The organism is Enterococcus sp. DIV1420a, from assembly GCF_051712165.1.
GTDB classification, from domain to species: domain Bacteria; phylum Bacillota; class Bacilli; order Lactobacillales; family Enterococcaceae; genus Enterococcus; species Enterococcus faecalis.
Genome location: NZ_JBIOOI010000002.1, coordinates 108,177 through 125,746, shown reverse-complemented (window position 1 = coordinate 125,746; position 17,570 = coordinate 108,177). Strand labels below are relative to the sequence as shown.

Sequence of the window (17,570 nt, the reverse complement as noted above, 5' to 3'; positions counted from 1 at the left end):
AAATAAAAAACAATCTTAGTCGGCAGCTTTTGCATCCAAGATTGCTTGTACTTGTTTTTGTAATTTTTTCGGGACATCATCAAGTGTTTTCTCTCCTTTTTCAATTAAGGCGACATATATTTTTATCATTCTGTAGTACCTCCCGCTATCATTTCATATAGTTCAGCGATTGCTAACTGTGCGTCCGTTGTTTCTTGCCTAGTCTCAGTGATCTCGGCTTTCAATGCTTTGTTTTCCGCTTCTAACAATTCTAATTTAGTTGGTGGTGCTGGTTCAGGTGCTGGCACATTATCCGGATCATGAATGAGTGTTTGACCGTCAAAACGCCAATTAGGAAAGTCTAGCGGCTCTTGTTCTATTTCTAATTTTACTTGGTCCGGCTGCTCCATTAATGAATAGCCAGCTAAATAACCTACTTTGTTTTCAATCCATATTTTCATTCGATCGCCTCCTAAACTTCCCATATTTTAACTAAAACATATTTTTTAATTCCAACACCTGTCGCAACTGTAGCCGGCGCATTTACATCATTACCAGTAATGGTAGTGTCATTAATATAAAGATATTTCCCATAAATTTCTTTACTTCCGTATCCTCCAACGTAACAGTTGGTTCCCCGTGCACCACCATTAGTAAGGTGTTGCTTAGGAATGTACGTAAAACTATATTGTGTATTTTGTACTGTGCCTGTTGCGCTATATTCTTGCCACTGTAAAATAATTCCCCTGCGGCATTTTGATAACGCCTTAGATAAAGTGATGCTTGTCGGACCACCATACCAGGCACCTGTCCATAATGGGGTTTGTTGTGGCTCAAGCGCGACTGTTTGCCAAGCTAACCAGTTTACACCATCAAATCGTCGGGTATTTAACTGTTCATTGCCTATGAAGAACTGGGCCAACGATCCCATGCCTCCTGCTTGTTGTACCAGCAGATTGCCACTAACAGCTCCCGGTGCTCGATTAAGCCCCGTTGCGCTAACAACGGCATACATTCCTGGCTCTTTAATTGTATTCCAATCCTGGGTGGTAATTCGCTCTTTTTTCGCCACTAATGTTTCATTTTTTAGGTAATCCTCTAATCCCTCAATAGCGGCAGTATGTGTTTTAAGATACTTTGCTACGCCTTTTTCTTTTAACTGAACGATATCAACCATTATACTTCACCCACTTTCTCAAAGGTAATAGCTGGTAATGCATCTAACTTAACTTTATCTGCGGCAGCCATCAATCCTTTGCTCGTCGATGTGGCAACTAGAGTGGTAGTCGCATTTTGTCCGGGATCACCCTTCGGTCCTTGTGGACCTGGTACTCCCTGATCTCCAGGATCCCCTTTCAATAGCGTCGGTTTTCCTTCTACTGCTTCCCAATGGGTTTGTGGATACACTTGATCCACACCTTGCTTAACTTTAACAATATCTGTCATTTTATATTTCCCCTACTTTCTCAACAGTTATATGCGTGGGCGTGTCACTTTCAGCACCCCTATCATTTAATTTTCCCGCCTCATAATCCGCTATAATTTGCTTTAGTATTTCGTATTCTTCTTTAGAAATCAAAACACCATCTGTGGATAGCCCTAAATCTTCTTTAGTAATGATTACTGGTCCCGTCTTGTTATTAACAGATACTACGTTTGATTGACCCGCAATAATTTTTTCTAATCCTCGAACAGCAGATACGTCTGTAATCGGATAACACTGACGTTTCACGCCATTTTCATCGGTTTCCATCATTCGTTTTACTTTAACCACTTATTTCACCCACTTTTTCAAACATATAAGTGTTTTGTTTGGGATCATCAATCGTTGCAATAACCAATGCGCCATCAGTAATAGCAGCGTCAACCGTTCCAACTATTTCTGTTTCATGATTCAACGAAAAAGCATCATCTTGTAAAAGAACAACATCGCTTATTTCGCCATATTCTAACGTATATAAGCGTTTCTCTAATTTCTGATACAAATATTCCATATCCGTCAATAAGCGTTCAGAAATTGAATTGTGGCGCACTCCTTGAATATCTACCCGTGCATCCATTAGCTCGGCTAACATCGTACCACCGGGATCAATAGTTTTCAGAATCTCTTTAACTGTTTCAAACCATGAAGTGAAATCGTTTTTTTGCGCATCTCGCCATGCTTCGAATTCTTTTTTTCTAGCATTCATCCAATCAGTAAAATCACCCTTGTTTTCTTTGATAAAAACGGTCATATCTGCTATTAAGTCTTCAATTGATTGCCAATAGGGACCCATTTCACCTTCTGTTTTCGAAGCGGTATTCACCACGAAATAAGAGAAATTCTGCGTTGAACCGATTAAATTGTCGCCTTTGTAAATACTAAAATAAGCTTCTTGTCTGTGTAACGACTGCATAGAATACTCGTCGAAAATATACTGAATAATCCCTTTTTGGGCATCCACAATTTTAGCTGGACGTTGAATTGGATATTTATTCCCTATTAAGGATTCAAAAAAAACCTTGCAATTAGTTAAATCTAACGGCAAAGCATTTTCAATTAGTATCGCTTCTAAAACTTCGGTATTCTTGTTTCCTTGCCGAACATTAATAATGCCAACATAATTGTGCTCGGTAGTGCTTAGCGTTGCATGCCATTTAACCATAAAAAAAGCCTCCTTTCGTTATTTTGGTGGTATAACAATTGATTGGATAGAACCGTCAAAATAAAGACGATCGTATTTGGTGACAATTTTCCCTTGTTCAGCGTTCTGTTCTATACATTGAATACGCCCATTATCTAAACCATAAATCACCACGGTATGTCCATAGTTTGGATCAGCTAACCAATTCCCCCAACGGCCATTACGTTTTATATTCGCAATGGCACCTACAACTAACTCTTGATACGTTGGATTTTGAATTACTTTCCAGCCTATCGCGTTCCAATCATAAGCTTCACCAATATCAGCCGCCGCTGACGTATCACCAATTATGTGTGAAAATCCGTAGATGGTTCCTGCACCTAAACCGCAACCACCTAAAAAGCCTGAATATTCAGCGGGAACAGCGTAACACTCCTGGTTCCCTAATGGTTGCCCTATCAATTGTTCCAAGTGGGCAATCCCAGCTTTCCCTGTAGCGGTTGAAGCGGTTAAATCTTTGAATTTATCGTACCATGTTTGGGCGTACGTTTGTCTTTCTGGGTGTGCAGTAGCTGGACGCTCAAAATTTAATTCAAAAGCATAAGCGGCTGTTTTAGGTGAACTAACTACTTTATATTCATTCACGGTTAATGGACTAACTTGGCCTAACCATTGTCCATTAAACATACACCAGTTAATTAATTGTGCTTGCGATAATGAAGTTCGGTAGTCTTGTTTGATACCTGCCGCGGCAATTAAACGTTGTACGTATTCTCTACCGTTCCAAGTTGGTGTACCTACCAATGGATACGCTGATCCGTCCCATTGAACCCACCCGTAAGCTGGACCGCCTATTTGTTCGGTGTCGGGATTCATACTTGAGCCAACTTCTCCTTGTACATTGCCGAGAATACCTGCCGCCGCTGCTTTACTATAGCCGTTGGCTAATAGATAACTCCATAAGTCCCAAGCAAATTTATCCGCATCATTTGTAACTTCTGACGGATAACCACCTGTGCCAGCTCCAGAACCGCCACCACCATTTTGGCCAGGGATAAGTTCTTGGCCTTTTAAAATTATTTTATCGGCATGTATCGTAGAAGGGTTACCCTCTTTACCAATAAAATAAAAATGATTGCCCAAATGAAACTGATTTTTACCTGATAAAACAAGGCCGGTACTTTTTTCGTTAGATAATCCGATGGTATTATAGGAACTATCACCAACTAGCAATAATGCTTTACCATCTGTAACTACTGGATTCCCATTAACATCGTGTAATTCAGGGAAAGGATTGCCTTTTGTCCCCATGGTGCCAACATGACTATCGCCATCCCAAAACTCCATCCCTTTTTTGGTTAGTTCCATAATTTTTGTCTTACCATTCCAAGCTTGTAAAACGCCATTAACTAAACGTAAAATGTCTCCATATGCATTGAATGACGTTTCGAAAATATCCCCTCGCATTTTACCTGCTTGAAGAAAGTCAGCATTTAAAATTCCATCAATAGTCCAAGCATTTCTAAACGGTCCTTTCCATCCTGTAGTTGAAAAGCCGATACCTTGATTATTAATTGCGATAACATTCTTTGCAGTATCTGTGGAATCTGTATCCATAAAATAAAGCGTATGCGGCCTATTTTTAGGATATTGAAGAATGCTACCACCCCTAACCCCATTAATTAAATCGGTAATGTAATCAATGAAATCACTCATATAATCTTTCTTAGTCAACGTTTTAATAAATTCTTGAAAATCTTGACTTTGCTGTTTATAAAAAGCAACTTGGATATCTCCCGCAGTGATTTTTATTGTTTTTTCTGCTAAAGCATCATAGACAATTCCTGTAACTTTCGTTTGAATGTCAATATCATAAAGCTTATGATACACAGTGAACGTATCGAATAAATTATAGTTTCGCATTTTCGCAAATTCTTTTGCTTCTTCGGAATCTGTGAGTTTCTCAATTTCTAATTCAATAGAAACTTTAGGCTTATCACTTCCGGGATATAGTGTAGTAAAATATTTTTCTGCCACTTTATTTAAGCTAGCTAAATCTTTGACCCCTTGATCTTCAGTGAATTGGACATATTGGGCATAAACATCTGGATAGTTATTAATGTACTCACTTTTAACTGCATTACCATAAATCCGTTGAGACGTACCATCCGATCCGCTTTGAAGTTCTGCAAATGGTAAAACTTTAGTAACAATTGATTGCCAATCAAATTTGATGGTTAATCCCTTTAGGTCTTTACCGTACCGAACCGTACCAACGTTATCTCTTCCTCTACGTCTTAGCAAAGATAATTTAAAAGGTTCCCGTTTGATTTCTCCGCCCCAGTATTGAAGCAAAGAACCTTGTTCCCCTGCAATACAATTAAGTACATTTCTGGCTTCAAAGATAGTGCTAGAAGCTGTGTTTATGTCAGAATGTAGTTTGATATCACAAGGTTCATCCATGTTCTGTTCGATTAATTTCATTGCTTCTGCACCATTACGATTATCAACAGTCACTAGTCTTACTTGCCTGTTTCCTAATTTGTAAGTACGCGATTGAGCATAAATGACGATGCTATTAGTAAACGTATCTTTAAACGTTTGTTTGATCTCGAAAATGTGATATTCTTCTAAATCATTGGGCTTGGCTTTAATTTGATAGCCATTTTCAAAATAATCACTAAAACGGCTAATCGCTGGATAATCCATTTCTAGTTCATATTTTCCATTTACTTCTTCTGTGATTTCGCAACGTGTCGCATCAATAAGACGTCCTAAGCCGTTGGTTGTAAAATCTTTTTCTCCAGGTTTAAAAATAACTGGAATCAAACCTTTCGCCTCCAATTAGGCTGAACCTTAAACTCTGTTACTTTTCCAGTCCAGCGAAAATTATTTTCTCCACTTTTTAAAATTGGGTAATCTTTGAAAAGTGTTTTATGATCCAATATTTCAAAAGCACTATCTGATTTTCTGTAAGCTTCTTGTTTTTCTGAATCAATAATGATTTCTCCAGCAATCGCTTTTAATGCGTATTCCTGATTATTAATAAAAAGAGAAATATCCCCAGACCCCAAAATCTGAATAATGGGTTCTGAAGGATATTTTTCTGTATTGATTAACTGATTAGGATTACTTATCCAATATTGGCCAATACGATTTTTCTTAAAAGGTCGGATACTTACAGTAAATTCAAAAGGAATTAAAATTCCATTTTTTCTTGTTCCCGTGAATTTAGGCGGACTAGTCACAATGGCTTGATAAATATAATGTTCATCAAAATAGACGATAAAGTCCGAGTAATTGCCCATGTCGAGCCAAAAAGATATTTCATCTTCTAAGAAAGCAACTTCTTGTAAACTTCTTGCTTTTGCATAACAAGAAATTGTTCGTTCTACGTTCTTGTAATAGGCAAAATCAACAGCGATGGAATCATTGCCCATTCTTTCTCTTAACTCAACCACTCGACCAGCAGAAAGGCGCTCTGGCCTTTCTCGCATGAAAACATTGAATTCCGAACTATGTTTTCCATTAATGAAAAACTGGCCTCTTCTAAATTCCACCAAAAGCACCCCCTACTGCAGCACTATCTCTATTTTTAACAACTTGAATATATTTAACAAGTTTTTGCGCGATACTCATTAGTTGCTTTTCATCTAAGTCACCCATTGCTTGTAAGTGAATATTGAAGGTATCACCACCAACATTAGTCGTTGTCTTACCACTATTTTTAGCTAAGCTTTCTGTTGGTACTCCTTGTTGATTGCTATATCTACCACTAATAGAAAAATTGGGTAACTCTGTTGGTAAATCAGTCATGTTTTTAACTGATCTATCCAAAGTTCCTTTTTCTTGGTCAATGCCAGCTACAACACCTAACACAATATTTTTACCAATCATGTCGCGCATCCAGCGTGATGGAGAATGAATCCCTAAAGCCCCTTTGATCTTATCTTTAATATTCCCGGCAACTTCTTTAATTTTCTTACCCACTGCACCAATCATTGAGCCAATACCGTTAACTAATCCTTGAATAATATTTTTACCGATTTCAAATAAGTCGATATGACGCATATCATTAAAAATTCGTTTCACACTATCAACCGTATCACTAACACTTCTTTTAAGGTTACTCCATGCGTTTTTAGCCCCTTGGACTAAGTTGTTGAAAATATTGATTGTCCCCTGTTTCAAGCTTTCCCAACCGTTAATGATACCATCTTTTATACCTGTCACAAGATTAACAATCCATTGTTTAAAATTATTCCAGGTATCTTTTGCCCATTGAACAGTAGCGTTAAATGTATCAACAGTTCCTGTTTTAAGAGCATTCCAGCCATCAATTACGCCATTTTTTATGTTTTCAACAGTAGTAAAGAACCAATTTTTTAGACCTTCCCAGATTTCAACAGCTTTAGCTTTGATATCATTCCATATTTCGATTACTGAATACTTAAATTCAATCCAACTATTGATTGCTCCGTATTTTATATCGATCCATAGCAAAGTGAAAAATAGCTTCACATCAATCCAAATCTTTTTAATCGTCAACATCAATCCATTAAAAATAGAAGTAACTGAATAGGAAATAGTTGTGACAGTATTGTAAAAGATATTTTTAATACCGAACCAAATGGTTTGAGCCGCCTCAGTAATATTATTCCACACGGCTATCATATTCTCTTTTGCCTCTTCCCATCCACCAGTAATCATTGATGTAATGAAAAGAATTGGAGCTAATAGCACATTTTTTAGAATGGTAACGACATTTTCAGCGATCATTTTGACATTTTCAATGTTCGCTTTCATAGCGTTAACAACCATCTTAAACGCATTTTTGATTCCTGTTATATATGGTCCGATGTATTTCCATACAAAATCAAATGTTGTTGTGAAAACATCTGATATTGATTTTCCAACACCCTTAAACCAATCTTTCGCATTATTAAAGCCATTTTTAAAACTTTCTCCAACACTTTTAGCACTATCAGAAGCACCCTGCTTGATGTTTTCCCAGGTGTTTTTTGAACCTTCTTTTGTTGAATCCCAAAGTCTACCAAAGAATTCTTTAGTGCCATTCCATTTATTTTTAACCCAGTCGGCTGCATTTCCAGGTGCTTCTTTCATCCATGTTCCGGCATTTGAGAAAGCTTCTTTTGTTCCATCCCACATATTGCTAAAAAATTCCATTGTGGAATCCCAAGCTTTAACAACTGCATCCGCTGCATTGGAGATAAACTCTTGTATATTTTTCCAAATGCTTTTAACGGCATCTCTAAAACCTTCATTTGTCTTCCAAAGATAAATAAAGCCTGTAACTAGCCCTACAACAGCAGCTAATATTGCAACAAAGGGATTCGCTAACATTGTTGAGTTGAGTATCGCTTGCGCAATAGATAATCCTTCCGTTGCTTCCCGCCAGACTTTGAAAGCCGTGCTCACTTTTTTAGCAAGCATAAGTGTTCCAATACTACCTGCTAAACCAGCAAGCAATGGCGCATAAGGTGCTAAGGTATCGTATAATTCTTTGACGGTTTTGATCATTGGCGGAATCATCTCAGCAAACTTAGATAAAGCTGCTTCCATTTTTGCTCCTTTATCCGCAATAATTTCACTTACGCTTCCAAAGCCAGCTCCTTTTAAGCCTTCGTCAATTTTAGTAATCACGTTGGCTACCCCACGAACAATCGCTGTTTTCATATTAGCTAAACCAGTTTTAATCCCTGCAGTAGAGTCTTTAGCAATTTGTTCTAATGATTTAAGACCTCCGCCACCTTCTTTATTCAATTTAATCAAAGAATCTTGAAACTCTTCAACTGAAATTGAACCATCTGAAAGCCCTTTTTTCATCTGACCGGCGGTTAAACCCATCTGTTTTGCTAAAGCATTTAGTGTTGGGCCTAGTCCGCTATTAATCATTGAATGCCATGTTTGTGCATCTACTTTCCCATCTGAGAACGATTGTGATAACTGAATAATAGCGTTATCTACCATTTCGGCAGAACCACCAAAACCGAGAATACCATTATTTAAAGCCGCGAAAATCTGTTCTGATTTTCCTAGGTCGTTTGTTGATGAAGCAATTAACTGAACACCTTTGATAGCGCCGTCAAGTGGTGTAGGTAAACCTTGAATACTCTTCTTTAAGTTTTCCATTGTCTTTTTAGTTTCACCAACTGAAAAACCCATGTTTTCAAATACACGATTTGCGTTATTTAATGTATCCACACGATTGATAGCCCCATCAATGTTACTAGTAATTAAACCAATGCCTTTAGAAATAATCTTGGACGCTCCACTGGCTAAAAAGTTACCAACGAACGACGTCCATATGTTCCCAAGAGAGCGTCCGCCTTTTTGTCCAGTTCTATCAACTTCACCGTCAAAACCTTGTAACTTTTTTACTGCTGAATTTAATCCTTGGGAAAAGCCTGATTCATCCAGTATCATTTTTAAGACTAAGTCTTCATTGTTCAATAAGTACCCCCTCCCCTCTAGAACATTGTGTGCTCGTCAAGGAATTTACGATCTTCAAACTCTTTCACAGCATCTCGAAATGCATAAAGCTTCATAAGTTCGTTCAAGTCTGTGTTCTCAATTTCGTTTAGTGTCCAACCATTTTCAAGCAGTGCAATTTTCAACTCTGCTTCTCGGTATTGGGGACTAAATTTAAAATGAGGGTGATAAAGGAGATCTGTTACTTTTTTTTCTGGTCAGAATAAACGGCATCATAACCGCTAGAGACAGAACCTAAAAGTTGACCCGTAATTTTTAAAATTTCACGTGCATCCATTCCGTCAAGAAATTCTTGACCCGTAAATTGACCTTCAAAAATAACATTTGCGATAAAGTCATAACACTTACGTAAAACAGGCCGAATCTCCTCCATGTCGTTCGTTTTGACAATTTCTTCTAGCTCTACTTGCAATTCTGTTGCATCTTCCATAACCGATCCTGGTAACATTTCAGCCGACTTAAATCGTTTAGTTTTATATTTTCCTTCGTCGTCTTTCACATAAAGTTTAATTGTTGTTTGTAAGTTACTTGCCATTTTTAATTCCTCCATATAAGTAGGACGACACTTGGCCGTCCTTAAATTTTATTAAGCGTTAACTGTTACGCTGCATTCTGCTGTATGATTGCCATCTTCAGTAGTAACGACAATTTTTGTAGTTCCTGCTACTACCGTAACTTTTCCTGCACAACTGTTATTGTTGTAATCGAAGTGTCATTCGATTTTATCTAAAGTTACACCACTACAGAAGTTGTAGTTTCATCTCGAGGATCAGTTACTTTAATGAACCAATTTTTAATCATTTCTCGATCTACCTTTTCATCGTCTTCATCCACAGAATACATATATCCTAAGCCGGGAACATCTACAAAAGAACCTGTCCATTCTGGATGAGCATACGTAACCGAACTTCCTTCACGAGTTGAAGTTTCATCCGAAGTTAGAGCGAATTTACCTTTATAAAAAATTGTGTAGCGATACTTTCCGTTAGATTTTAGGCGTCTATAGGCAAAGGCTCCATCTGGTGCGACATCTTCTCCCGAACGCAACACTCCGCCTTTTAATATTTTTGCTCCTGTAATTGTTGCTAAAACTTGATTTTCATATCCGTTCGTTTCCATACCGATTTCAACACCACCAAAAGCTACCATTGAATCTTGCGCAACACTATCACCATAGTCTGTTATCGTTTCGGTACTTACATCAGGTTTAACATTTACTGCCGTCCCGATTGTTGTTGGTTTATCGTAAGTGGGGAAATTTCCTGATTCATCTACCAATGGAAACCACGTAGGTGTTTCAACGGAAATGATATGAACATTTTTCTTATTTGTCATCTATTCTTCACTCCATTCAATTAATTGAGGAAAAGCAACATTAAAATTCACATGTTGAATTCCGTCTGTTTTAAATGTCTGATAATCTTCTGAAAATAATTCATTTCCATCTAATTTTAAGACATTAAAAAAAGCCCCACAGCTTTCTGTCAGACTTGTTACTAATTGTTTATTTTTCTTACTATCAACTAACGCAATATCTACGTTATATGCTTTATTCTGAACGTTTTGGCCAACGTTATCAGTCATACTTTCCTCTATGCTTAAAACAAAATAAAACGGTTCTGACGATTGCATCACATCATCAAGATAGATAGGTGCATCCGAGAACTGTTTTATTTTGTTAGTAAGCATTTTTAAAATTTTATCGTACATACCCTATCCTTTCTTCGCGATGACAATCGCCATTTGTTTAAACCGTTTTGGAATATAAGTTGCATGAGCTAATTTATAAGACTTTTGTAACATGAATCGGCCTTTAACAAATCCACCATTCTTCGTTCTGTGGCCGTCATTAACATATTTGAAATATTTTTCATTGTTAATTAAGGCACCAACGATTCTACCACTTGATGTTTTTCTAGCTTTAATGATTCTGTATCCGCGTCTTAAATCACCCGTTTTAATCGGCGTAATAGGCACAATTAACTGATAAATCTTCGCTAACGAATCATTAACCATCGCAATACCTTCTTTTTCAGCAATTGGTGTCATTTTCTTCAAGTTCGCAATAACTTTGTCAGCATTTGATTTCACCCTAAGATCATTTTTACTCATCGATTGCACTTCCTATCAATGTCACCTCAACATGACTTGGGTAGTTAAATGTCTTCTTTGCAAATAGAACATGCTTTTGACCTGTACTTTGAATAACGGTAATTCGATCAGCTTTTTTTACATCTGTATTAGGTCTTAAAAATAGTTTTTGATCTTCGTAGGTGATATTAAACGTTCCTTTATTTTCAATTACTGGCAAATTGCCAACACTACCTAATGTGTTTTGAGAGAAAGCACATTTTAATTTTCCTTCATGGATTGGCAAATATCCTTGCTCAGTAATGCCTATTTCAGGATTTTCAACATCACTCATTCTTTCAATGACACATATATCAAGATAGGTCATTGCTAAAATATCTGCTTCATTCAATAGAAAAACACCCCGCTATCGCAGCCGATTAGTCGTTTAATGGTAGCACTATAATTATTTAGCATTGAAGCTACTGTTTGCTGCATAGTTGCATAATTAATAGATGTGTCACCACGTTTGATACTAGTTACAGCTTGTTCCGTTTCGCTTTTAAGGGCTTGATATAGAATTTCGATTATAAGTGAAGCCAACAAATTCCAATCAATCTCAATCTTGCACGTATTATATGAACCAATTTCCAAAAGAACGAGGTCTAAGACAGACGAAATACGTTCTTTTGAAACATTAGGTAGCATGTTTGCAATTTTTTCTATAATCACCTGTTTTTGTTCGTCTGTCATATGACCACCTAAATTTCGTCTAAATCTGCAGCTTCTTCTAAAATTGCAATAGCTTTTTTATCAGAAGCGCTCACTTCGACTTTTCCGTCGACCGCTGTAATAAATTTACGTGTTTCAGGATGAACAAAACCCACGAAATTTTTATTTTTTAAAACTTTGAATGTTTTTGTTTCAGGTGTTACTTCTTCAGCTACTTCTTTTGTCTCTTCGATTACTTCTTCTTTGACTTCTGATTTTTTAACCATATCTATTCTCCTTTGTTGTTTAATTATTCACCTGATACTGAGGCTTTAAGATTTAAAATTGCTCCTGAATTTGAAGCATTGTATTCAATGGTATATTCTCCGACTAAACCGATACGTTTTGAATCAGTTGTTTTAGCCAATTCCTCTGCTCTCCATTCACGTAAAGGGCGCAACTCTACATAATTTGTATCTAAAGCGATCATTGTTCCACTTGGCAACGCTGGCTCGATTAAAGCTGTACCTGCTCCATAATTTGAAACAATTTTTCCCAGTTGCAATCCAAAAGCGACTTGATCCCCAAAGTTAAACACTTTAGTACCCGCTTTATCAACTTCATCGGTCATTAAATCAACCATATCAGTAGATACTAAGCATAATTTTTCACCTGCATAGCCTTTATCAAACATAGTTTTAAACATTTTATCTATATCTTTACGTGTCACTGCATCAGCCGCAGCTGTTTTAACTAAGTTATCGGAGTTAATTAAGTTAATCACTCCCGCCATTTGACGGCCTTTAGTACCATTTTCATCGGCTTTTACACCAGTCAATAGTTTTTTGTTTAAATCTAACTTCATTTCTAATGCACGTTGTGAAACTTGATTGGCTAATTCACTACCTACACCGTTAACGTTGATCGCATCTAACGTACCTGAAATAGACGTAGATTTTCGGAAAATTTCAGTGTAGTTGTTGAACCATTTACGACCCGATTCAGCATCTTTGTATTCTCCACCTTCTAATTGCGCAGATGAATCTTCTCCATCAAGTTCTGATTCGCGCCATTTGATCTCCGTAGAAGTTGTTGGATTAGTTTTACCAGCGCCTAATAGCCAGCTTAGAAACGGTGTTGATGGACGTTGTAAGGCATTAATCTCTTGTGAAATATCTAAATATTCAAGGTTATTAAGTGTAGTTTTTTTCATTTGTAATTTCCTCCTAGTTAAATGCTTGTAATTTTTGACCTAATGCTTCTTTGGGATTTTCAATAGTTTGTTTTGATTGATTACCCGTATCTGTTTGTTGCTGTTTATTACCGAATGCATTTGTCATTTCCATGTTTTTAATTGCTTCAGCATGCTTTTCATTAATGGTACTTAAAACGCCTGTGAATGACTCTACAGCCTTCTGAGTGAATTCCGTGTTATCGCTGACTAAAGTGTTCAACATGAATTGGGAAATTGAATCTTTCAATTCTTTATCAAGCTCTAAACCTGCGATTTGTTCAGCAACAAAAGCTTTATTTTCATTTGAACGGCTTTTAGCTTTCTCTGCTTCAAACTCCGCTTTTAATTTTTCAAGTTCTAACTGCTCAGGAGTTTTATTCTTCTTGGCTTCTTCATATTGCTTCACAGCTTCCTGTTTTAGCTTATCAAGGTTATTCTGTTTCCACGCTTCTAACTGTTTATCTGCAGCACTTTGTGATTGAGATTGAATGAATTTCTGTGCATCTTCATTCGATTCAATAAAAGTCTTAAAATCATCAATGGTGAATTCTGGTTCGGTTTCCCCACCATCAGCAAACATCTGCAAATTCATCGGTAATAATTTTGTTGTTTTCATTTTGTTTCTCCTTTCGCCCCACGATTCGTTTGCACGCCTCGCATTGCTTTAGATTATTTATTGCGCCCCGCCATTCAATCAAGCCCAGCATTGCGCTAGTTTAGTGTCATTTCGGACAAAAGAAAAAAGCCTAGCGTATGCCAGACTTTTCTTTCACTTTAATTTTAAAATATTTTTCTATATCCGTTTCTAACTCTTCTGAAACAAATTCTTGTAATTCCAAAAACTTCTTATAGTTAAATATATTCAAGAAACGCAATTGAAAAAATCTATACCGACAATAAAAATTTTGTTTTAGCGTTATCGTTAAAACAGGTTTTTTATTCATAGCCTCCCCCCTAATTTTGGATATAAAAATAGCACTCAAAGTTATCCTTTAAGTGCTTAGTAGCTTATTTTTGAGAATTATCTATTATTTTTTCCTTAAGAACTCTCTTATCTTCATTAGTTATTCCATCGAAATAAAATTCAGAAACATTATCGAAATGAACATACCCTAAATCATCTTCTTTTAGCTGACTTAACATGTGTTCAAAATTTTCTAAAGTTTGTTCAGAATAGTCTCCATTTAGACTTCCAAAAGAAAATTCCAAATGTGGCATAAGTATCTTCATTTCTTCACCCCTAACATTGTCCTATTTAAAATATTATAGATAGCTCCTTTTTGAACACCATCATATCCACTTATAAGCGCATATATATCTTTCTGAGTATCCATTAAAAAGTTTTTTGATAATAAGAATGCATAATATTTTGCATCTTCTCCAAAATCATCAGCTATCTTTCTAAAAGTTTCCCTTTCTTTCAAAAAGACAGCATCGTCAAGTAAGTTTATTTTTTCAGATAGATATGCCGTTATCAATTGACCGTTACTGCCGTTATTTGCATATTCTTGTGCTTTAAATTTTGCACTAGTAAAATAGCTCCCACGCCCATTCGCAGAAGATCTGGCTCCTGAAATATCGAAATGACCACTTAAAAATCTATCAATTTGATCTTGTGATGTGTCATTACCATACTTAAAGTCTACAATGCCTCTATAAACTGGTATTAAGTCGTCTACATTGTTTACCTTTTGGGGCAAACCGTCAAATCCATTATTTTTCAATAGATATCTGATAAATTTTGATTTTTCATCAGTATAGGGATTATTTTTATCTGCAAATTTTTTACCTTCAAATAACTTTATAACATCAATACCTGTTTCATCTTTATAATTACTAATGACTGCTTTAGTCCTATTAATTATATCATTAATTCTTTCTGTGTTGCCAATATTTTCTTCTGTTAGTTTAGACAGACTTAATTTATTGGACATTGTAGTTAATTTTGAATGACTTAACTTAACGCCCCACTGATTATTTGCGAATTCGTCTAACAAATCACCAAACATTTTCTCATACAAAGCGTCAATATCATCGCCGATTTCTTGAATTCTTGGTATTTCAGTACAACGGCAACGTCCATGATACGGTGGATGCCAATCATCTTTAATCTCTTTTCCATGACGTCCACCACAAATAGAACAAACACGCTCATCTTCTGCCGACCAGCTTTGTGTTTGCTTAACTCCTACATTCTTTAGCGATTTTCTTACACCCTCTACCGCAAAATGTGAATATTCCGTTCTAACAAGATTTTCAATCGATCGATTAAACTTCCCTTGTTCTAACTTAAACATGCCGCTAATAACACCATCGTTTTTCATCGTTTTAAGAGCTTCTAAAACACCTTCGCCGCTTGCCAACGAATTAATAATAGAATTGCTCAAACGTTGCTCTAGGGTTGATATATTGCCCCATAAACGAGATGAAAATGTTTTTCCGCTCCACGGATAGTTCATGATTTTTTCTAGTTCATTCTTAGTTAAACCAGGTGCTGAATCCCCTAATAATTGCATCAGCGCATTAGCATTAGAATTGTAGATTCGTTTTGTAATGTTTTCTAAGTCATTATTAAATTTACCGTTAACGTCGCTTGCGATTGCTTCATCAGCTAACGTTGAAAAGATATCTGCTCGTAATTGTAACAAACGATTGACCTTCGCATAGTCATAGGACGGAAAATATTCATCAATGAATTGCTTATAAGCTTCATCTGATTCCATCAACTTTTCATAGTTTTTTTCGATATACTTGCGGTACTTTTCTTGGTCTCGTTTGCTAAAGTCTTCTAGCATTTCACTTTGTGTGATGTCGTGTAAATCAGCTTGTGACAATAGCTTTCGTTGAATTTTAACTAAAGCACGTTCAAAAACAGATTCCAGCTCACTAAGAGTTTTCTTTTCTAGTTTCAAACGGGCTTTGTCTTCTAATTCTCGGCGTTTTTCCCAATAATGTTCACTAGCCGTTGTTTTCTTCTTCGTCATTATCCGCACCGCCTAGCTTGCTGTATTCCCCGCTTGGATAGTTTTGCCCTTGTTCTAAATTCATCATGTCCGCCTCGTAATCTGGATCTTTAACGAATGGAATTTGATTAATGATAGTACGTTTTGATACATAAGGTGCTAATTTAGGTAACGCCTCAGCAAGATATCCAATATCGGTTGGTAAACTACGACTAAATGTAAACACAATTTTAGAAACATCTACTTCTAATTTATCGCTAAATTTTATAAAAGCCGCCATCGTCTCTGCAACTTCTTTTAATCCTTCTTTGAAGTATTGTTCTTTCGTATTTGTTTTGGCTTCTAGTGCTATTATTTGCCACTTGCGAGCTTCACCAGAGCTATTAGATTTAAATACTTCATCGTTGAAGTCGATTGACTTAGTGACTGTGTAGTAAAGCTTTTTCAACTGATTAAGATGATACTCGTTGAAATCTTTGTTAATATCTTTCGTTACATAGCCAACCTTAGCTTGTGGATCTGGCAAGTTAATAATACCTAATTGTTCCATCATTCTTCGTGCTTCTTTTTCATCCAATCGCGAGCCACTAATGGCCATGTAAGCAAGTTTAAACTGTTCAACTTCGTTTTGTTGATCAGACAGGCTTCTGTCAAATGCATCAGAAAGTTCCTCTGCTACTTCAAAATCACAATAACGATTCGTGTTGTTTTTAAATTCTGATAGGTAGAACGTTTCTAGAGGGTTGTCAGTTTCTGATGTCAATTTAAATGTTTCAGCCGCATTCATTAAATTCGTTTCCACGTATCTGTTATACGTTAAGATTTTTTTCTTAGTAACAACTTTCATTTCTTCGAAAAATTTCTTTTGGTGTGTGTCATATTTCTCTCGAATGAAAATATCTGCATTCTCATATTTTTCGGCTCTCCACGGCTCAACATTACATGCCCACAATTGCCACTCGCCCTCAGTTTTAACGGGTTCTAACAAACGAAAAGCCACCCCACAAGCGCCTTGATATCGTGCCGTGTCTGAATCCAACATTGCGAATCGCATTTCTTTAACTAATTCTGCTAGTCTATCGAATTCTTTAGGTGTTTTTATCTTTGCGCTGACGTTACCTAAAAATAAATCCTTTGTTTTTTGAATTAAGGACTTCCGTTGTTCAGTAATATCATAATCCCATTTAACTGGGATACCTGTGAAATGATCAGCTGCTTGATCAACGATGGTGTTGTATAAGCCAGCGTGAAGTTTATTATTCACTTTTATAATTTTTGTGTTTGGTTTAGGTCTGCTATCAATCTCATTTTCTTCACTTGTATAAGCTTTGTATTTACGCTCTCTGTCATCAAAAAATGGCTTCATCTCTGTTATAAAGTCATTTGGATCAAATAGCTCTTCGTTTATTTGCGTAGAATATTTCGTTCGTAATCTTTTATATCGACTCAATGTTAAATCGCTTTGGAACAATCATT

Annotated in this window: 22 protein-coding genes; all 22 read right to left on the bottom strand. The window is 36.4% G+C overall.

Annotated elements, in window-relative coordinates:
* Positions 1 to 15: 15 nt before the first annotated feature.
* The 22 genes from IGI80_RS11680 to IGI80_RS11575 all read right to left on the bottom strand — a co-directional run bounded on the left by IGI80_RS11680 (position 16) and on the right by IGI80_RS11575 (position 17,565).
* On the bottom strand, positions 16 to 129 hold the full coding sequence (locus tag IGI80_RS11680) for a CD1375 family protein (RefSeq protein ID WP_438723600.1): 114 nt from the start codon (positions 127 to 129) through the stop codon (positions 16 to 18).
* Positions 126 to 440 (bottom strand): hypothetical protein, encoded by a 315-nt coding sequence (locus IGI80_RS11675; protein ID WP_438723598.1) that lies wholly within the window; start codon positions 438 to 440, stop codon positions 126 to 128. The genes IGI80_RS11680 and IGI80_RS11675 overlap by 4 nt, the downstream gene beginning before the upstream one ends.
* Before the next feature lie 11 nt (positions 441 to 451).
* Positions 452 to 1,156, bottom strand: coding sequence for a pyocin knob domain-containing protein (locus IGI80_RS11670; protein WP_438723596.1), 705 nt, complete (start codon positions 1,154 to 1,156; stop codon positions 452 to 454).
* Entirely contained in the window at positions 1,156 to 1,425 is a 270-nt protein-coding gene (locus IGI80_RS11665; protein ID WP_438723594.1) for a hypothetical protein, read from the bottom strand. The genes IGI80_RS11670 and IGI80_RS11665 overlap by 1 nt, the downstream gene beginning before the upstream one ends.
* A gap of 1 nt (position 1,426) precedes the next feature.
* Complete coding sequence (locus IGI80_RS11660; protein ID WP_438723592.1) at positions 1,427 to 1,753, bottom strand: hypothetical protein; 327 nt, start codon at positions 1,751 to 1,753, stop codon at positions 1,427 to 1,429.
* Positions 1,746 to 2,624, bottom strand: coding sequence for a phage baseplate upper protein (locus IGI80_RS11655; RefSeq protein ID WP_438723590.1), 879 nt, complete (start codon positions 2,622 to 2,624; stop codon positions 1,746 to 1,748). The genes IGI80_RS11660 and IGI80_RS11655 overlap by 8 nt, the downstream gene beginning before the upstream one ends.
* A gap of 18 nt (positions 2,625 to 2,642) precedes the next feature.
* A complete protein-coding gene (locus tag IGI80_RS11650; RefSeq protein ID WP_438723588.1) occupies positions 2,643 to 5,447 on the bottom strand; it encodes a phage tail spike protein in 2,805 nt (934 codons plus the stop codon).
* On the bottom strand, positions 5,429 to 6,163 hold the full coding sequence (locus IGI80_RS11645) for a phage tail protein (protein ID WP_438723586.1): 735 nt from the start codon (positions 6,161 to 6,163) through the stop codon (positions 5,429 to 5,431). Before IGI80_RS11645 ends, IGI80_RS11650 begins: the two co-directional genes overlap by 19 nt.
* Positions 6,153 to 9,050 (bottom strand): phage tail protein, encoded by a 2,898-nt coding sequence (locus tag IGI80_RS11640; RefSeq protein WP_438724248.1) that lies wholly within the window; start codon positions 9,048 to 9,050, stop codon positions 6,153 to 6,155. The genes IGI80_RS11645 and IGI80_RS11640 overlap by 11 nt, the downstream gene beginning before the upstream one ends.
* Positions 9,051 to 9,297: 247 nt before the next feature.
* Entirely contained in the window at positions 9,298 to 9,651 is a 354-nt protein-coding gene (gene gpG / locus IGI80_RS11635; RefSeq protein WP_438723584.1) for a phage tail assembly chaperone G, read from the bottom strand.
* A 197-nt stretch (positions 9,652 to 9,848) separates the two neighbouring features.
* On the bottom strand, positions 9,849 to 10,451 hold the full coding sequence (locus tag IGI80_RS11630) for a major tail protein (protein WP_438723582.1): 603 nt from the start codon (positions 10,449 to 10,451) through the stop codon (positions 9,849 to 9,851).
* On the bottom strand, positions 10,452 to 10,826 hold the full coding sequence (locus IGI80_RS11625; protein ID WP_438723580.1) for a phage tail terminator family protein: 375 nt from the start codon (positions 10,824 to 10,826) through the stop codon (positions 10,452 to 10,454).
* A gap of 3 nt (positions 10,827 to 10,829) precedes the next feature.
* A complete protein-coding gene (locus IGI80_RS11620; RefSeq protein WP_438723578.1) occupies positions 10,830 to 11,228 on the bottom strand; it encodes an HK97 gp10 family phage protein in 399 nt (132 codons plus the stop codon).
* Positions 11,221 to 11,598, bottom strand: a complete 378-nt coding sequence (locus IGI80_RS11615; protein ID WP_438723576.1) for a hypothetical protein — start codon at positions 11,596 to 11,598, stop codon at positions 11,221 to 11,223. The genes IGI80_RS11620 and IGI80_RS11615 overlap by 8 nt, the downstream gene beginning before the upstream one ends.
* Complete coding sequence (locus IGI80_RS11610) at positions 11,595 to 11,939, bottom strand: hypothetical protein (protein WP_438723574.1); 345 nt, start codon at positions 11,937 to 11,939, stop codon at positions 11,595 to 11,597. Before IGI80_RS11610 ends, IGI80_RS11615 begins: the two co-directional genes overlap by 4 nt.
* Before the next feature lie 8 nt (positions 11,940 to 11,947).
* Entirely contained in the window at positions 11,948 to 12,184 is a 237-nt protein-coding gene (locus IGI80_RS11605) for a hypothetical protein (protein WP_438723572.1), read from the bottom strand.
* Between the two features lie 23 nt (positions 12,185 to 12,207).
* The gene (locus IGI80_RS11600) at positions 12,208 to 13,110 is read right to left on the bottom strand and encodes an SU10 major capsid protein (protein ID WP_438723570.1); all 903 of its coding nucleotides are present in this window, start codon (positions 13,108 to 13,110) and stop codon (positions 12,208 to 12,210) included.
* Positions 13,111 to 13,123: 13 nt separating this feature from the next.
* Positions 13,124 to 13,747, bottom strand: coding sequence for a capsid assembly scaffolding protein Gp46 family protein (locus IGI80_RS11595; RefSeq protein ID WP_438723568.1), 624 nt, complete (start codon positions 13,745 to 13,747; stop codon positions 13,124 to 13,126).
* Between the two features lie 130 nt (positions 13,748 to 13,877).
* On the bottom strand, positions 13,878 to 14,075 hold the full coding sequence (locus tag IGI80_RS11590; RefSeq protein WP_438723566.1) for a hypothetical protein: 198 nt from the start codon (positions 14,073 to 14,075) through the stop codon (positions 13,878 to 13,880).
* A 64-nt stretch (positions 14,076 to 14,139) separates the two neighbouring features.
* Entirely contained in the window at positions 14,140 to 14,361 is a 222-nt protein-coding gene (locus tag IGI80_RS11585; protein WP_085443626.1) for a hypothetical protein, read from the bottom strand.
* Complete coding sequence (locus IGI80_RS11580) at positions 14,358 to 16,115, bottom strand: head protein (RefSeq protein WP_438723564.1); 1,758 nt, start codon at positions 16,113 to 16,115, stop codon at positions 14,358 to 14,360. Before IGI80_RS11580 ends, IGI80_RS11585 begins: the two co-directional genes overlap by 4 nt.
* Complete coding sequence (locus IGI80_RS11575; RefSeq protein ID WP_438723562.1) at positions 16,090 to 17,565, bottom strand: phage portal protein; 1,476 nt, start codon at positions 17,563 to 17,565, stop codon at positions 16,090 to 16,092. The genes IGI80_RS11580 and IGI80_RS11575 overlap by 26 nt, the downstream gene beginning before the upstream one ends.
* Between the last annotated feature and the right edge of the window lie 5 nt (positions 17,566 to 17,570).

What these genes read in the sequence shown, in the direction of transcription:
- IGI80_RS11680 (WP_438723600.1), bottom strand. Translation starts at nt 129, where the DNA reads ATGATAAAAATATATGTCGCCTTAATTGAAAAAGGAGAGAAAACACTT.
- IGI80_RS11675 (WP_438723598.1), bottom strand. Translation starts at nt 440, where the DNA reads ATGAAAATATGGATTGAAAACAAAGTAGGTTATTTAGCTGGCTATTCA.
- IGI80_RS11670 (WP_438723596.1), bottom strand. Translation starts at nt 1,156, where the DNA reads ATGGTTGATATCGTTCAGTTAAAAGAAAAAGGCGTAGCAAAGTATCTT.
- IGI80_RS11665 (WP_438723594.1), bottom strand. Translation starts at nt 1,425, where the DNA reads ATGACAGATATTGTTAAAGTTAAGCAAGGTGTGGATCAAGTGTATCCA.
- IGI80_RS11655 (WP_438723590.1), bottom strand. Translation starts at nt 2,624, where the DNA reads ATGGTTAAATGGCATGCAACGCTAAGCACTACCGAGCACAATTATGTT.
- IGI80_RS11640 (WP_438724248.1), bottom strand. Translation starts at nt 9,050, where the DNA reads ATGATACTGGATGAATCAGGCTTTTCCCAAGGATTAAATTCAGCAGTA.
- gpG (WP_438723584.1), bottom strand. Translation starts at nt 9,651, where the DNA reads ATGGCAAGTAACTTACAAACAACAATTAAACTTTATGTGAAAGACGAC.
- IGI80_RS11630 (WP_438723582.1), bottom strand. Translation starts at nt 10,451, where the DNA reads ATGACAAATAAGAAAAATGTTCATATCATTTCCGTTGAAACACCTACG.
- IGI80_RS11625 (WP_438723580.1), bottom strand. Translation starts at nt 10,826, where the DNA reads ATGTACGATAAAATTTTAAAAATGCTTACTAACAAAATAAAACAGTTC.
- IGI80_RS11620 (WP_438723578.1), bottom strand. Translation starts at nt 11,228, where the DNA reads ATGAGTAAAAATGATCTTAGGGTGAAATCAAATGCTGACAAAGTTATT.
- IGI80_RS11610 (WP_438723574.1), bottom strand. Translation starts at nt 11,939, where the DNA reads ATGACAGACGAACAAAAACAGGTGATTATAGAAAAAATTGCAAACATG.
- IGI80_RS11605 (WP_438723572.1), bottom strand. Translation starts at nt 12,184, where the DNA reads ATGGTTAAAAAATCAGAAGTCAAAGAAGAAGTAATCGAAGAGACAAAA.
- IGI80_RS11600 (WP_438723570.1), bottom strand. Translation starts at nt 13,110, where the DNA reads ATGAAAAAAACTACACTTAATAACCTTGAATATTTAGATATTTCACAA.
- IGI80_RS11595 (WP_438723568.1), bottom strand. Translation starts at nt 13,747, where the DNA reads ATGAAAACAACAAAATTATTACCGATGAATTTGCAGATGTTTGCTGAT.
- IGI80_RS11590 (WP_438723566.1), bottom strand. Translation starts at nt 14,075, where the DNA reads ATGAATAAAAAACCTGTTTTAACGATAACGCTAAAACAAAATTTTTAT.
- IGI80_RS11585 (WP_085443626.1), bottom strand. Translation starts at nt 14,361, where the DNA reads ATGAAGATACTTATGCCACATTTGGAATTTTCTTTTGGAAGTCTAAAT.
- IGI80_RS11580 (WP_438723564.1), bottom strand. Translation starts at nt 16,115, where the DNA reads ATGACGAAGAAGAAAACAACGGCTAGTGAACATTATTGGGAAAAACGC.